This window comes from Actinomadura sp. WAC 06369, from assembly GCF_003947565.1.
GTDB classification, from domain to species: Bacteria; Actinomycetota; Actinomycetes; order Streptosporangiales; family Streptosporangiaceae; genus Spirillospora; species Spirillospora rifamycini.
This window is the reverse complement of record NZ_QHJN01000001.1, coordinates 104,333-118,738: the sequence shown is the minus strand read 5'-3', so window position 1 is coordinate 118,738 and position 14,406 is coordinate 104,333. Positions and strand designations below refer to the sequence as shown.

The 14,406-nt window shown below is 75.9% G+C and carries 12 protein-coding genes; 6 read left to right on the top strand and 6 right to left on the bottom strand.

Annotated features, from left to right (window positions below; translation table 11 throughout):
* Nucleotides 1–2: 2 nt before the first annotated feature.
* Genes DMH08_RS00515 through DMH08_RS00505 form a run of 3 tightly spaced genes read left to right on the top strand, consistent with a single transcriptional unit; the run spans nucleotide 3 to nucleotide 2,606 of the window.
* On the top strand, nucleotides 3–866 hold the full coding sequence (locus DMH08_RS00515; RefSeq protein ID WP_125610834.1) for an ABC transporter ATP-binding protein: 864 nt from the start codon (nucleotides 3–5) through the stop codon (nucleotides 864–866).
* An 8-nt stretch (nucleotides 867–874) separates the two neighbouring features.
* Complete coding sequence (locus tag DMH08_RS00510) at nucleotides 875–1,855, top strand: ABC transporter substrate-binding protein (protein WP_034517004.1); 981 nt, start codon at nucleotides 875–877, stop codon at nucleotides 1,853–1,855.
* Nucleotides 1,845–2,606 carry a class I SAM-dependent methyltransferase gene (locus DMH08_RS00505; protein WP_064743515.1) on the top strand — a complete coding sequence of 254 codons (762 nt, stop codon included), beginning with the start codon at nucleotides 1,845–1,847 and terminating at the stop codon, nucleotides 2,604–2,606. Before DMH08_RS00510 ends, DMH08_RS00505 begins: the two co-directional genes overlap by 11 nt.
* 57 nt (nucleotides 2,607–2,663) lie before the next feature.
* Here DMH08_RS00505 and DMH08_RS00500 read toward each other — a convergent pair whose 3' ends face one another.
* Nucleotides 2,664–4,229 carry a class I adenylate-forming enzyme family protein gene (locus DMH08_RS00500; RefSeq protein WP_125610831.1) on the bottom strand — a complete coding sequence of 522 codons (1,566 nt, stop codon included), beginning with the start codon at nucleotides 4,227–4,229 and terminating at the stop codon, nucleotides 2,664–2,666.
* A gap of 244 nt (nucleotides 4,230–4,473) precedes the next feature.
* Between DMH08_RS00500 and DMH08_RS00495 the strand changes: the two genes are divergently transcribed.
* Nucleotides 4,474–5,712 carry a PAS domain-containing sensor histidine kinase gene (locus tag DMH08_RS00495; protein WP_051300373.1) on the top strand — a complete coding sequence of 413 codons (1,239 nt, stop codon included), beginning with the start codon at nucleotides 4,474–4,476 and terminating at the stop codon, nucleotides 5,710–5,712.
* 49 nt (nucleotides 5,713–5,761) lie between these two features.
* Here DMH08_RS00495 and DMH08_RS00490 read toward each other — a convergent pair whose 3' ends face one another.
* Nucleotides 5,762–7,096, bottom strand: a complete 1,335-nt coding sequence (locus DMH08_RS00490; protein ID WP_199747536.1) for a mannitol dehydrogenase family protein — start codon at nucleotides 7,094–7,096, stop codon at nucleotides 5,762–5,764.
* Nucleotides 7,093–8,499 carry a glucuronate isomerase gene (gene uxaC, locus DMH08_RS00485; protein ID WP_125610827.1) on the bottom strand — a complete coding sequence of 469 codons (1,407 nt, stop codon included), beginning with the start codon at nucleotides 8,497–8,499 and terminating at the stop codon, nucleotides 7,093–7,095. The genes DMH08_RS00490 and uxaC overlap by 4 nt, the downstream gene beginning before the upstream one ends.
* A 100-nt stretch (nucleotides 8,500–8,599) precedes the next feature.
* Here uxaC and DMH08_RS00480 point away from each other — a divergent pair, with 100 nt between their 5' ends.
* Nucleotides 8,600–9,829, top strand: coding sequence for a lactate racemase domain-containing protein (locus DMH08_RS00480; protein WP_125610825.1), 1,230 nt, complete (start codon nucleotides 8,600–8,602; stop codon nucleotides 9,827–9,829).
* Between the two features lie 4 nt (nucleotides 9,830–9,833).
* Nucleotides 9,834–11,069 carry a nickel pincer cofactor biosynthesis protein LarC gene (gene larC, locus DMH08_RS00475; protein ID WP_026401403.1) on the top strand — a complete coding sequence of 412 codons (1,236 nt, stop codon included), beginning with the start codon at nucleotides 9,834–9,836 and terminating at the stop codon, nucleotides 11,067–11,069.
* 15 nt (nucleotides 11,070–11,084) lie between these two features.
* On the opposite strand, the gene larB is transcribed toward larC, so the two are convergent.
* Genes larB through uidA form a run of 3 tightly spaced genes read right to left on the bottom strand, consistent with a single transcriptional unit; the run spans nucleotide 11,085 to nucleotide 14,405 of the window.
* Complete coding sequence (gene larB / locus DMH08_RS00470) at nucleotides 11,085–11,765, bottom strand: nickel pincer cofactor biosynthesis protein LarB (RefSeq protein ID WP_125610823.1); 681 nt, start codon at nucleotides 11,763–11,765, stop codon at nucleotides 11,085–11,087.
* Entirely contained in the window at nucleotides 11,758–12,612 is an 855-nt protein-coding gene (gene larE / locus DMH08_RS00465) for an ATP-dependent sacrificial sulfur transferase LarE (RefSeq protein WP_026401405.1), read from the bottom strand. Before larE ends, larB begins: the two co-directional genes overlap by 8 nt.
* Nucleotides 12,609–14,405, bottom strand: coding sequence for a beta-glucuronidase (gene uidA, locus DMH08_RS00460; RefSeq protein ID WP_125610821.1), 1,797 nt, complete (start codon nucleotides 14,403–14,405; stop codon nucleotides 12,609–12,611). Before uidA ends, larE begins: the two co-directional genes overlap by 4 nt.
* Nucleotide 14,406 lies beyond the last annotated feature (1 nt).

Below are 14,406 nucleotides of genomic sequence, written 5' to 3'. Positions count from 1 at the left end.
CCGTGATCGAAGGAGTCGGGCTCGGCTACGCGTACGGCGCGACGACCGTGGTGCGCGACATCGACGTGCGGGCGGAGTCCGGCCGGGTCCTCGGGCTGCTCGGCCCCAACGGCAGCGGCAAGACCACGCTGGTGCGGATGCTCACCGGGATCGCGGCCCCGCGCAGCGGCCGGGTGCTGCTCGACGGGCGTCCGCTGGACTCCTTCCCCCACCGGGAACTGGCCCGGCAGGTTGCCGTCGTGCTGCAGGAGCCGTCGGGCGACCTGCCGATGACCGTGGCCGACATGGTCATGCTCGGCCGGGTGCCGCACCAGGCGATGTTCGCGCGCAACGGCGCGGAGGACCACCGCATCGCGGCGGCCGTCCTGCGCAGGGTCGGCGCGCGGCACCTCGCGGACCGCGTCTTCACCGGGCTGTCCGGCGGCGAGAAGCAGCGCGTGATGATCGCGCGCGCTCTGGCGCAGCGCCCCACCCACCTGGTGCTCGACGAGCCGACCAACCACCTCGACATCCGCTACCAGCACGAGCTGCTCGCCTTGATCCGCGGGCTCGGCGTCACCACGGTCATCGTGCTGCACGACCTCAATCTGGCAGCCCGCTACTGCGACGACGTCCTGGTGCTCCACGAGGGCGACGTCGTCGCGCACGGGCCGTGCGCCGACGTGCTGACGGCGGAGCTGCTCGAAGGCGTCTACGGCGTCGGGGTCGAGCGCCTCGAGACGTCCCGCGGCATCCAGTTCCTCTTCCACCCGCTCGACGCCGTGTCCGGACCGGCCGGCGGCCCCGCGTCCGTCCCCGCGTCCGTCCCCGCGTCCGTCCCCGCCTCCGGCCGGCCTGAACGGCGTGCCGGTCACCGCAAGGAGTGATCCGCCCGATGAAGCGACACCTCGCCTGGTCCGCGGCCGTCCTGCTGGCCGCCGTGCTCACCGGCTGCGGCTCGACCGGCTCCGGGGCGGGCGGCGGCACGGCGGCGGGCTTCCCCCTGACCGTCGAGAACTGCGGGGCGGACGTCCGGGTGCCGGAGCCGCCCTCCCGCGTCATGATCGTGAACAGTGCTCCGCTGCAGTACCTGTCCACGCTCGGCGTGCTCGACCGGCTGGCCTCGCGGGCCGGGCGGTTCCCGCCGGAGTACTACTCCGCGGAGACCCTCGCGGCGGTCGAGAGGGTCCCCTCCCTCACCGACCGCCTCGGCTCCGACGGACACCTGAAGATCTCCACCGAGTCGATCATCGCTCAGGAACCCGACCTGGTGCTCGGCCTGCCGGACGGCGTCTCGCGGGAGGCCCTCGCCGCCGTCGGCATCCCCGTGCTCGACGAGCCCAGCTTCTGCCCGGACGGCATCCGGGATCCCGGCTACGAGACGATCTACGAGCAGATGCGGCTGTACGGCAAGGTCTTCGACCGGCGGGCCGAGGCGGAGCGGGCCGTCGAGGACCTCCGGCAGCGCGTCCGGGCCGTGCGGACGGAGCCGTCCGGCCGGAAGGGCCGCAAGGCCGCCGTGCTGTGGCCCTACCGGGGCGAAGGGACCGTCGGGGCCTACGGCGGGCAGAGCATGGCCACGCCGCAGCTCGAGACGCTCGGCGCCCGGAACGTGTTCGCCGACGTCGACAAGCGCGTCTTCGAGGTCTCGATGGAGGAGCTGCTGGCGCGTGACCCCGACGTCATCGTCCTGCTGCACACCGACGGGACCGACCGGGAGATCGAGCAGGCCCTGCTCGACATCCCCGGCGCCCGCGAGCTCCGCGCCGTGCGGAACGACGCGGTCGCGGTGCAGCTGTTCAACTTCACCGAACCGCCCACGCCCCTGGTCCTCGACGGGCTGGAGCGCCTGGCGGACCACCTTGATGGGAAGTGACGCCGTGCCGCCGAACTCGCCGATCCAGGACCGGATCACCTGGTACTGGGACCAGCACGCCCCCGCCTACCAGCGGTTCCAGGAGGAGCGGCTGGCGCACCCCGACTACGGCGCCGCCTGGACCCGGGTCTGGCGGGACGCGCTGCCGGACGACGCCGAGACCGTGCTCGACGCGGGCACCGGCACCGGGCACGCCGCACTGACCATCGCCGCCCTCGGCCGCCGGGTGACCGGGATCGACATCGCCCCCGCCATGCTCGACCACGCCCGCGGCAACGCGCGCCGCCGCGGGCTCGACATCGCCTTCCTCCAGGGCGACGCGGTCAGGCCGGCGGTGCCCGGCGCCCCCTTCGACGCGATCGTCAGCCGCTACCTCCTGTGGACGCTGCCCGACGTCGACACGGCGCTGCGCAACTGGCGCCGCCTGCTCCGGCCGGGCGGCCGGCTGGCCGTCGTGGACGCCCCCTGGCACGCGGGCGGAATGCGGCATTCCGACACCGACCCGCGGGCACGGGCCTACGACGAGGAGGCCCGCCGCGCCCTGGTGCTGGCCGAAGCGGAGACGATCACCGCCTGGCGGGAGCGCATCGTCGCCGCCGGCTTCGCGGACGTCGAGGTCGCTCCGCTGACCGAGCTCTACGAGCTCGACGGCGTCCACGGCGTCGCGGCGGACCACCGCCGCACCCTGCAGCACCTGATCACCGCGCGAAACCCGGAGGCGGACCCGGACCCCGCGCGAGGCCCGCGATGACGGAGCGGCCCCGGCGATCCCGAACCCGGCCCGGGTTCGACGCGACGCCCTCGGCCCTCATCGCGGCCCGCCGTAGATCTCCCGGAGGACGCGTTTGAGGATCTTGCCGCCGGTGTTCCGCGGCAGCGCGTCCACGGCGCGCCACACCTTCGGCGCCTTGTAGGGGGCCAGGACGGCGCGGACGGCCGCCTCCAGGGCTGCGAAATCGAGGTCGCGGCCGGGACGCGGGACGACGAACGCGCCGGGGACCTCGCCCCACTTCTCGTCGGGCAGCCCGACGACCGCGGCTTCGGCGACGCCGTCGCAGCCGGCGAGGACGTTCTCGATCTCGCGCGGGTAGATGTTCGACCCCCCGGAGACGATCACGTCCTTGGTGCGGTCGACGATGGCGATGAAGCCCTCGTCGTCGCGGACCGCGACGTCGCCGGAGGTGAGGAAGCCGTCCGGCCGGACCGCCTCGGCGGTCGCCCCGGGATCGTCCAGGTAGCCGAGCATGGTGAACGGCGAACGGCTGAACAGCTCGCCCGGCTCGCCGGGCCCGGCCTCCCGCCCGTCGGGCGCGAGCAGCGCCACCTCCGTCATCCACCAGGGGTGCCCGACCGTCCCGGCCTTGCGGAGCGCGTCCGGCGGGCGCAGGTTCGTGACGATGCCCGCCTCCGTGGACCCGTACAGTTCGTGCACGCCGACGCCGGGGAAGGCGTCGATGACCCACTCCTTCAGCGGCACCGGCAGCGCCGCGGCGTCGAAGTACATCGTCTCCAGGCTCGACAGGTCGTGCCTGCGCGGTGCCTGCTCCATGACCCGCCGCAGCGCGTGCGCGTGCGTCGGCACCAGGAAGACCGTCTGGAGCCGGTCGCGCTCGATCATGCGGAGGAGCTCCTCGGGGTCCCAGCGGCGCATCATGGACGTGGTCCCGCCGAGGAACGGGCCCGCGTAGGCGAAGCAGAACCCGGCGCCGTGCGCCATCGGCGCGACCGCGGCGGTGCGCCTGCCGGGCCCGAGGCCGTAGTCGACGGCGCAGCCGAACATGGTGAGCACCCGCGAGCGGTGGGTCAGCAGCGCGCCCTTCGGCCGTCCGGTCGTCCCGGAGGTGTACTGGACGCAGAACGGGTCGGTCTCGCCGACGTCGGCGCGCGGGTCGGCCGCCCGCGACGCCGCGAGGGCCCGCTCGTAGGGGCGCCCCCAGGATCCCGCGCCGAGCCGGAGGACGAGCGGCAGGTCCTCGGCCGCGTCGGGGACGTCCGCCTCGAACGCGGCGTCGGCGACCAGCCCGGACGCCCCCGACCGGTCGATCAGCGCGGCGTGCTCGGCGGCGGTGCCGCGCGGGTCGAGCGGCACCAGCACGGCGCCCGCCTTCGCGGCGCCCGCCGCGATCTCCACGTACTCGAGCCGGTTCCCCAGCAGCACCGCGACCCGGCCGCCCGCCCCCGACCCGGTGTCGGCCAGCAGCGCCGCGACGCGGTCGCTGCGGTCGCCGAGTTCGGCGAAGGTCATCCGGCGGTCGCCGTCGACGAGCGCCGTGGCCGCCGGGGTGCTGCGCGCGAACTCCCGGATGCCGCCGGCGAGGTTCAGCTGCGCCCCGGCGGTGCGCGCCCGCCCCCTGGAGGTGCTCGGCTGTGTCATGGCCGCCCGGTTCCTCTCCTCGGCTGGTCCGCCCGTCCGGCGGTGCCCGTTCCCGCCGCCTCGAACCGCGCCCGCCCGGCGAACCCCTGGCGGCGGAGCGGTACGTCGCCCTCCGGGCGGGGCAGGTCCCGCGCCCGGTCCGGGGACCCGGGATCGCCGCCGGTGCGGCGCGCGGCGGAGGCTTTGCGGGGGGCCTACCCGCCGGGACGGCGGCGTTGACCGTGCGTGGAGTAGAAATCACCGGGTGAGCGAGGTGAACTTCTCCGAAGTGTTCGAAGCGCTGCCCGTCGCGTGCGCGGTGCTGTCGACGGACCTGGTGTTCGTCGCGGCCAACCACGCCTACCAGGAGCTGGTGGGCCAGTCGCGCGACCGGCTGATCGGACGGGAGATGTTCGACGTGTTCTCCGGCGGGCCGTCGGGAGGCCCCCGGGAACTGCGGGCCTCGCTGCAGCGGGTCGTCAGCGAGGGGGAGACCGATGTGCTGGCGTTGCAGCGGTACGACCTGGAGGAAGCCGACCGGCCCGGGGTGTTCCGGGAGAGGTACTGGACCGCGGTCAACTCGCCGGTGAAGGACCGGGACGGCCGCGTCGTCCTGGTTCTGAACCGGGTGTCGGAGGTGACCGAGTTCGTCCAGCGGATCCGGGAGGCCGACGCCCGGAGCCGGAGCGGCGGCCCGGCTCCGGCGCAGGCCGCCACGGTCGCCGACGGCGTGGAGGCGGCGGAGGCCGAGCTCTTCGTGCGCGGGCAGGAGCTGCAGCAGGTCAACCGGCGGCTGCAGGACGCCCGGGCGCGCGAGCGCCGGGCCGCCGACGCGGCGCGGCAGGCGCTGCGCCGCCAGCAGCAGGTGGTCGCCGACACCTCCCACGACCTGCGGGGCCCGCTGGCGGGCCTGCAGACCCGCCTGGAACTCGCCCTCTCCGACCCGGACGCCGACTCCCGGGAGGTGCTGCACGCCGCCCTGCACGATGCCGAACGGCTCGGTGACATCGTCGCCGACCTGCTGGAGCTGGCCCGTCTGGAGGCGGGCAGCCCGATGCCCACCCAGGCGGTCGACCTCGGCGGCCTCGTCCGGGACGAGCTCGCGGCCCGTTCGCCCGCCGTGGAGGAGACCGGCGACCTGGCGCCGGGCGTCATGGTGGAGGGATCGGTCCGCCGGTTGCGGCGGCTGCTGAACAACCTGCTGTCCAACGCCGAGCGGCACGCCCGCGCCCGCGTCGGCGTTTCGGTGGCGAGCACCGGCGACCAGGCGGTCCTGGAGATCGCCGACGATGGCCCCGGCATCCCCGCCACCGAACGCGAGGCCGTCTTCGACCGCTTCTACCGGCGGCCCGACGCCCGCCGCAGCGACCCCGAGGGCACCGGCCTCGGGCTGTCGATCGCCCGGCAGATCGCCCACGCCCATCACGGCACCCTGGACATCGCCGATCAAGCAGAGGGGACCCGCATGGTCCTGCGTCTGCCGTTGCGCCCGCCGTCGGAATGAGCGGCACCCGCCCCGCCGGACGGCCGGACGCGGAAGGGCGTTCCGCTCGTCACCTCCGGGCCAGCTCGTGGGCTTGCAGGGCGACCGCGTCCACCAGGCCGGGGTCGAGGGCCAGCGCCGGGTCGAGCCGGTGCAGGATGCCGCATGCCGCGTCCCGCGGCGGGCCGGCCGCGGATCGGGCGGTGCCGCCGCGCTCGTACAGCAGGTACGCCGCGATGATCCGGACCGCGGCGGCGGGGATCCTCCCGCTCCCGCGCGCAGCGCGGACGGCGGGGACGACGCGGTCGAGGAGCTTGTCGGCGCCGTTCTCCGCGATCTTGGCGAGGGCGTGGGCGATCCGCGGGTTGGCGAAGCGTTCGACGAGCGCGGCGCGGTAGGCGGCCGGGCCGGGGCCGGCGCCGAGCCCGGCGGACGCCTCGTCCCACCACTCGGTGAGCCACGTCCGGCAGAGCGGGTCGGTCATGGCCTCGGCGACGGTGGTGTGGCCGCGCAGGGAGCCGGCGTAGGCGAGGAGCGAGTGGCCGCCGTTGAGGAGCCGGAGCTTGCGGCGCTCGTAGGGGGCGATGTCGGGGACGAAACGGGCGCCCGCGGCTTCCCAGCGCGGACGTCCCGCGGGGAACTCCCCGCACAGCGCCCATTCGGCGAACGGTTCGGCCACGACGGGCGCGGCGTCGGTCCTGCCGGTGGCGGCGGCCACCGCGGCCGCGGTCTCGTCCGTCGGCCAGGGGGTGATGCGGTCCGCGACCGTGTCCACGTAGGAGGCGTGCGCCGCCGCGCGCGCCCAGGCCGGGCCGACCGCCTCGGCGAGCTCGCGGACGATCCGGGCGGCCGTCCGGCCGTTGCCGGGGAGGTTGTCGCACGGCACGACCGCGACCGGTCCGCCGCCGGCCCGCCGCCGTGCGGCCAGTCCGGCCAGCAGCCGGGCCGCCACCGTGCCGACGGGGGCGTGCGGGGCGGCGCGGAGCGCCGCGATGTCGGCGCGGACGTCCGGGAGGGCGGTGTCCAGGGCGCCGCCGGGCGTCCGGGTGTACCCGGCTTCGGTCACCGTCAGCGTGACGACCGCGAGGCGGGGTTCGCGCCAGTACCTCAGCCAGGCCGCGTGGTCGCCGCCGGGGTGCGCCGCCGAGACGGCGCCGACCCGCTCGAAGCGGTCGCCGTCGGGGCCGCGCGCGACCAGCGTGTACATCCCGTCCTGGGCGTTCAGGCGGTCCGCGGTCCGCGTGCTGCGGCCGGTGAACGCGGCGATGCCCCACTCCGGGGCGTCCGGCGCGTTCTCGGTGTACCACGCCTGGTGGGCGCGGAAGAAACCGCCGAGGCCGAGGTGGAGGATCCGCACCGGGGCGGACGGACGGCCGTCGCGGGCACGGGTCAGCGGCGGGATCACAGCTTGAACGCCCGGCGCGGGTTGACGGCCACCAGTTCCGCGGCCGCCTCGAAAGCCTCGTCCTCGGTCAGCCGGTGCTCGGCCACCAGCTCGGCGAGGAACCCGCTGTCCAGGCGGCGGGACATGTCGTGCCGGGCCGGGATCGAGCAGAAGGCGCGGGTGTCGTCCACGAATCCGGTGGTACGGGAGAGCCCCGCCGTCTCGGTGACGGACCGCTGGTATCGGCGGATCGCTTCGGGCGCGTCGAGGAACCACCAGGGCGCCCCCGCGTACACCGACGGGTAGAAACCGGCGAGCGGGGCGATCTCCCGGGAGAACGCCGTCTCGTCGATGGTGAACAGGACGAGCTGGAAGCCGTCCGCGGTCCCGTACCGCTCCAGCAGCGGGCGGAGCGCGTCGGTGAACTCGGCGCGCAGGGGGATGTCGTGGCCGGTGTCGGGGCCGTGGCGGTGCAGGGTCGGCGGGTGGTGGTTGCGGCGCACCGCCGGGTGCAGCGTCATGACGAGGCCGTCCTCGCACGACATGCGGGCCATCTCCAGCAGCATGTGCCGCCGGAACGCGAGCGCCTCCGCCTCCGTCGCGTCGCCGGCGAGGGCGGCGCGGTAGATGCGGCCGGCGTCGCGGGCCGGCAGCGGGTCCGTGCGGGCGTCCGCGTGGCTGTGGTCGGCGGACGTCGCGCCGTGCTCGACGAAGTGGCGGCGCCGCGCTTCCAGCGCGCGGACGTACCCCTCGTAGCCGGACGTGTCGGTGTCGGCGGCCTCGCCCAGCCGCGCGACCGCGTCGGCCCAGCCGTCCCGGTCCGGCTCCAGGTAGCGGTCGGGGCGGAACGTCGGGACGACCCGCGCCCGCCAGGCGGCGTCCTCGGCGAGGGCGCGGTGCGCGGCGAGATCGTCGCAGGGGTCGTCGGTCGTGGCGAGGACGTCGATGCCGAAGCGCTCGAACAGCGCGCGCGGCCGGAAGGACGGTTCCGCGAGCCGCTCGGCGATCCGGTCGTAGATCCGGTCGGCGGTGCCGGGGGCGGGACGGTCCTCGACGCCGAAGACCTCGCCGAGCTCGGCCTCCAGCCAGTACCGGACGGGTGTGCCGCGGAAGACCGGCCAGTGCTCGCACAGCCGCCGCCACGCCGTCCGGGCCGCGTCCTCGGAGAGCGGGCCGCGTCCCACGCCGAGGTCGTGCAGCGGGACGCCGTCGGCGTGCAGCAGCCGGGTGACGTAGTGGTCCGGCGCGATCAGCAGGCTCGCCGGGTCGGCGAACGGTTCGTCCTCGACCAGCAGCCGCGCGTCGACGTGGCCGTGCGGCGACAGGATCGGCAGTCCCCGCACGGAGTCGTGGAGCCGCCGCGCCAGGGCGCGCACGCCGGGGTCGGCGGGCAGCAGCCGGTCGGGATGCAGGTGGAGCGGCATGTGCCGAATGGTCCTCGGCGTCCGACGCGCCGGGCAACCGGTTGCCATGTGTTGCCGCGCGCGGTTGCCCGCGCGGCGGCGGGCGTGGTCCGCTGGCGCCATGACGCACCGGATCGGCGGCCCGCACGGCGTCCTCTCCGACGAGCGCGCGGCGGACTTCGTCGCCGCACGGCTCGCGGCGGAGGACCTCGACGGCCGCAGCGTGTGCCTGGTGGTGCCCGACGGCACCCGGAGCTGCCCGCTCCCGCTGCTGGTGCGCGCCGTGCACGCCGCGCTGCACGGCCGCGTGTCGCGGCTGACCGTCCTCGTCGCGCTGGGGACGCACGCGCCGATGAGCGACGCGGAACTGGCCGCGCACGTCCCCGCGCTCCCCGGCATGACCGTGCTCAACCACGCGTGGTGGGAGCCGTCGACGTTCGTCTCGCTCGGCGTCATCGGCGCCGCGCGGGTGGGCGCGCTGTCCGGCGGGCTGCTGCACCGCGAGGTGGACGTGCGGATCAACCGGGCCGTCGTGGAGCACGACGTCGCGCTCGTCGTCGGGCCGGTGTTCCCGCACGAGGTCGTGGGGTTCTCCGGCGGCAACAAGTACTTCTTCCCGGGCGTCGCGCACGCCGACGTGATCGACCTGTCGCACTGGCTGGGCGCCCTGATCACCAGCGCGGACATCATCGGCACGCGCGGCGTCACGCCCGTCCGGGCCCTGATCGACGAGGCGGCCGCGCTGATCCCGGGCCGCAGGTTCGCGCTGTGCGCGGTGGTCGCGTCCGGGTCGGGCGACCTGCACTCGCTGGCGTTCGGCCCGCCGGAGGAGGCGTGGGCGGCGGCGGCCGAGGTGTCGGCCGGCGTCCATGTCCGCTACCTCGACGCGCCGGTGCGGCGCGTGCTGTCGGTGCTGCCCGCCAAGTACGACGACATGTGGACGGCCGCGAAGGGCTTCTACAAGGTCGAGCCGGTCGTCGCGGACGGCGGCCAGGTCGTCCTGTACGCGCCGCACGTCCGGACGATCTCGGCGATGCACCCCGAGATCGAGGAGATCGGCTACCACTGCCGCGACTACTTCACGGAGCAGTGGGACCGCTTCCGGCACCTGCCCTGGGGCGTTCTCGCCCATTCCACCCACCTGCGCGGCGCGGGCACCTACGACGCGGAGCACGGCGAGCGGTGCCGGGTCACCGTCACGCTGGCCACGGGCATCCCCGAGGACGTCGTGCGCCGCGCGAACCTCGACCACCTCGACCCGGCCGGCGTCGACGTCGACGCGTTCGCCGCCGACCCGGGCACGCTGGTCGTGCCGCAGGCGGGCGAGGTGCTGTACCGGCTGCGCGGCTGAGCGGATGCGGACCGCGTGGATCGACGCGTCGGCGGGCGTCGCGGGGGACATGCTGCTGGCCGCCCTGCTCGACGCGGGCGCCGCGCCGCCGCCCGTCCGGGCCGCGGTGGACGCGGTCGTTCCGGGCGAGGTCCGGCTCGTGCGCGAGGAGGTGGCGCGGGCGGGGATGCGGGCGGCGCGCGTCCGGGTGGTCCCGGGCGAGGACGGCCACCCGCACCGGACGTGGCGGGACGTGCGGCGGCTGCTCGTCCGGGCCGGCCTCCCGGACCGGGTGCGCGAGGACGCGCTGGCGGTGTTCGGGCGGCTCGCCGCGGCCGAGGCGCGCGTGCACGGCGTCGCCGCCGGCGACGTCGTCTTCCACGAGGCCGGCGCGTGGGACTCGATCGCCGACGTCGTCGGGGTCTGCGCGGCCCTCGACGACCTGGCGGCGACCGACGTGGCCGCGGGCCCCGTCGCGGTCGGCGCGGGACGCGTCGCGACCGCGCACGGCGACCTTCCGGTGCCCGTCCCCGCCGTCGCCGAACTGGCGGCCGGGCGGCGCGTCGTCGCCGGCGGCGACGGCGAACTGGCCACGCCCACCGGCATGGCGCTCCTCGCCGTGCTCGCCCGCGAGGCGCCCGGCCCGCCGCCCATGCGGCTGGAAGCGACGGGCGTCGGCGCCGGTTCCCGCGACACCCCCGGACGGCCCAACGTCGTGCGCGTCCTCCTCGGCGCGGCCGAGGAAGGGCCGGCGGGGCCGGGGGAGGGGACGGCCGAGGAGGTCGTCCTGGAAGCCAACGTCGACGACCTCGACCCCCGCGTGTGGCCCGGCGTCCTGGCGTCGCTGCTGGAGGCGGGGGCGTCCGACGCGTGGCTCGTCCCCGTCCTGATGAAGAAGGGACGCCCCGCGCACACGCTGTGCGTGCTGGGCCCGCCCGGGCGGGCGGCCGTGCTGCGGACGGCGGTGTTCCGGCTGACCAGCACGCTCGGCGTCCGGGAGCGGACCGTCCGCAAGACGGCGCTGCGGCGCGGCTGGGCGCGGGTGGACGTCCTCGGCGCGCGGCTGCCGATCAAGGTGGGGCACCGGGACGGCCGCATCGTGCAGGCGGCCCCCGAGTTCGAGGACGCCGCCCGCCTCGCCGCCGACCGCGGCGTCCCCGTCCGCGCGGTCCTCGACGCGGCCGTCGCCGCCGCGCACGCCGCCGGGCTCGCGCACGGCGAACCGGCACCGCCCGGCCTGGCGGCGGGCCCGTCCGCGTGACCCGCCGCGGCCGGCTCAGCGCGGCGCCGCGATCTGCGCGGCCAGGTGCCCGGCGCCGTACCCGTTGTCGATGTTGACGACCGCGACGCCCGGGGCGCACGCGTTGAGCATCGACAGCAGCGGCGCCAGCCCGCCGAACGCCGCGCCGTACCCCACCGACGTCGGCACCGCGACGACGGGCGCGGGCACCAGGCCCGCGACCACGCTCGCCAGCGCCCCGTCCATGCCCGCCGCCACGACGATCGCGCGGGCCGCGCGGAGCGTGTCGAGGAGGCCGAGGACGCGGTGCAGCCCCGCGACGCCCACGTCCACGGCCAGCTCGCACGCGCGCCCGAGATGGCGCGCGGTCAGCTCGGCCTCGCGCGCCACCGGCAGGTCGGACGTGCCCGCGGCCAGCACCGCCACGCGCCCGCCGGACGGCTCCGGCGGCTCGGGCGGCCACACCAGCAGCCGCGCGCCGGGGTCGTGGCGCGCGTCCGGCAGCTCGGCGGCCACCGCCCGCGCGTGCTCCGGCCCGGCGCGGGTGAACAGCGCGGCGCCGCCCCCGAGCCCGTGCCCGCGCAGCCGCGCGGCGATGGCGCGCACCTGCTCCGGGGTCTTGCCCTCGCAGTACACCGCCTCCGGGTAGCCGCGCCGCGCCGCCCGGTCGTGGTCGAGCCGGGCGAACGACTCCGGGGGGCGCCACCCGTCAGCCATGCCGCACCTCCACCAGCGGCAGCGTGAACGCGCCGGACTGGATGCCGGCCAGGTCGACCGCGACCATGCGGAACCCCGCCCGCCGCACCGCCGCCAGGACGTCCGCGCGCAGCTCGCCCGCCAGCCGTGCGATGTCGCCGACCGGGACTTCGATGCGGGCGACCTCGCCGTGGTGCCGGACCCGGCAGTCGCGCAGCCCCAGCCGCCGCAGCGCCCGCTCGGCCTCCTCGACCTGCGCCAGCTTCTCCGGGGTGACCTCAGCGAAGTGCGGGATCCGGGACGCCAGGCACGGCGCGGCCGGCTTGTCCGCCGACGGCAGGCCGAACGCGGCGGCGATCCGGCGGACCGCGGCCTTGCCGAGACCGGCGTCGGCGAGCGGGCGCAGCACCCCGTGCGCCGCCGCGGCGCGGGAGCCGGGACGGTCCGGACGGCGCGCGTCGTCGGCGTTCTCCCCGTAGGCGACGGCGGTGACGCCGTGCGCCGCCGCGACGTCCGCCGAGATCCGCGCGAACAGCTCGTCCTTGCAGTGGAAGCACCGGTCGGGGCCGTTGGCGCGGTAGGCAGGGGCATCGCCTTCGCGGGTCGCGACCTCCACCACCGCCGCGCCGACGTGCGCGGCGACCTCGTGCGCCGCGCGCCGCTCGTCCGCGGCGAGGCTGGGCGAGACGCCGAGCACGGCCAGCACCCGGTCGGCGCCCAGCTCCCGGACGGCGATCGCGAGCAGCACCGAGGAGTCCACGCCGCCGGAGAACGCCACGGCGAGCCGTCCGGACGTGCGCAGCAGCGCGCCCGCGCGGTCGGCGGCCCGCGCGTCCTCCGCGCTCGGCACGGGCGGCAACGGGGTCACGGCGCGGTCGGTTTCCGGCCGTCCAGGCCCTTCCAGCGCGCCCGGAGGGCGTGCGCGGCGCTCTTCGGCCGCCGGTCGCGGGTGAACACGCCCTTCTTGTTGCCGTCCACGCGGTGGATGCCGTTGGACGTGGCGAAGTCGGCGAAGTTCCAGACGTGCTCGCCGACGAACGCCTCGAACCGGTCGAACACCCGGTGGTTCATGGCGAAGTAGGCCCGCTGGTACTCCTCCGTCCAGGGGACGTCCCACACCGAGTGCAGGCCCGGCATGGTGTCGGCGCCGTACTCGCCCATCATGACGGGCTTGCCGAACTTCTCCACCCAGCCGCGCAGGTCCCGCTCCAGGTACCGCTCGGCCGTCTCGAGGTCGCCGTTGGCGATGTACCAGCCGTAGTAGCGGTTGACGGTCACGACGTCGAAGAGGTCGGCGATGAGGTCGTTGTCGCCGGTCGCGCCCAGCCAGGCGGTGTGGGTGATCGGGCGGGTCGGGTCCAGCTCGCGGGCCAGCTCCACCAGCGGCTCGAAGTACTCGCGCGCCCCCTCCTCGGCGGACGAGGACTCGTTGGCGAGGCACCACATCACGACGCTCGGGTGGTTCTTGTCGCGGGCGATCAGTTCCCGGAGGTGCCGGGCGTGGGCGTCCCGCGTGGCCGCGCCGAACCTCTCCGGCGCCCAGGTGGGGTCGTGCGGGCGCCCGGTGAGCCCGCCCTGGACGGCCAGGTTGAGCCCGACGGCCGCGGTCTCGCCGATGACGACGATGCCGTGCCGGTCGGCGAACTCCAGCACCTCTTCCGCGTACGGGTAGTGGGAGGTGCGGAAGGAGTTCGCGCCGATCCATTCCAGGAGCTGGAAGTCGTGCACGAGATAGGCGTCGTCGTGCCCCTTGCCGCGCACGGGGCCGTCCTCGTGCTTGCCGAAGCCGGTGAAGTAGAACGGCTCGCCGTTGATCAGGAACCGGGTGCCGCGCACCTCGACCGTGCGGACGCCGAACGGCTCCCGGTAGACGTCGAGGACGCCGTCCCCGTCCTCGTCGAGCACCTCCGCGACCAGCTCGTACAGGTACGCGGCGCCCGGCCGCCACGGCGTCGCGCCGTCGATCCGCAGGACGCCGGTCGCGCCGTCCGCCGCCGCGACCTCCGCGCCGTCCGCGTCGAGCGCCCGCACCCGGACGGGCGCGCCCGAGTTCGTCTCGACCGAGTACGCGACCGTCCCGGCCGCGCCGTCGAAGCCGGTCGTGACCGTGACGTCCGTGACGTGGACCGGCGGAACGCTGTGCAGCCAGACCGAACGCGCCAGCCCGGCGTAGTTGTAGAAGTCGTGCTTGTACTGCTGCTCGCGGCGGCCGCTCGGCGAGACGGTGACCGTGCCGGGCGGGATCGTCACGTTCGTCAGCTCGTTGTTCACGCCGATCGTCAGGCGGAACTCGCCGCCGGCGCGCACGTGCCCGGTGATGTCGGCCTCGAACGGCGTGTAGCCGCCGACGTGCTCGGCGACGAGCGCGCCGTCGACGTACACGCGCCCCTCGTGGGTGGCCGCGTCGACCCGGAGCAGGACGCGCTCGTCCGTCCAGCCGCGCGGCACGCGGACGGTCCGCTGGTACCAGACCCACCCGACGTGGTCGCGGATCGCGGGGTCGGTGAACAGGTCGTTGTAGCTCGCCGGGACGGCCGCCTCCAGCCGCGTGTCGAGCGGACCGTTCCACGGTTCGGGCCCGGCGGCGCCGTCGAGGGCGAACCGCCACAGGCCGTCCAGCTTCACCTGCTCGCGGGTGGGAGTGGGTCGGGGTCTCAGCATC

Coding starts and splice junctions, on each gene's coding strand:
- DMH08_RS00510 (WP_034517004.1), top strand. CDS start 875: ATGAAGCGACACCTCGCCTGGTCCGCGGCCGTCCTGCTGGCCGCCGTG.
- DMH08_RS00505 (WP_064743515.1), top strand. CDS start 1,845: ATGGGAAGTGACGCCGTGCCGCCGAACTCGCCGATCCAGGACCGGATC.
- DMH08_RS00500 (WP_125610831.1), bottom strand. CDS start 4,229: ATGACACAGCCGAGCACCTCCAGGGGGCGGGCGCGCACCGCCGGGGCG.
- uxaC (WP_125610827.1), bottom strand. CDS start 8,499: ATGCCGCTCCACCTGCATCCCGACCGGCTGCTGCCCGCCGACCCCGGC.
- DMH08_RS00480 (WP_125610825.1), top strand. CDS start 8,600: ATGACGCACCGGATCGGCGGCCCGCACGGCGTCCTCTCCGACGAGCGC.
- larC (WP_026401403.1), top strand. CDS start 9,834: ATGCGGACCGCGTGGATCGACGCGTCGGCGGGCGTCGCGGGGGACATG.
- larB (WP_125610823.1), bottom strand. CDS start 11,765: ATGGCTGACGGGTGGCGCCCCCCGGAGTCGTTCGCCCGGCTCGACCAC.
- uidA (WP_125610821.1), bottom strand. CDS start 14,405: ATGCTGAGACCCCGACCCACTCCCACCCGCGAGCAGGTGAAGCTGGAC.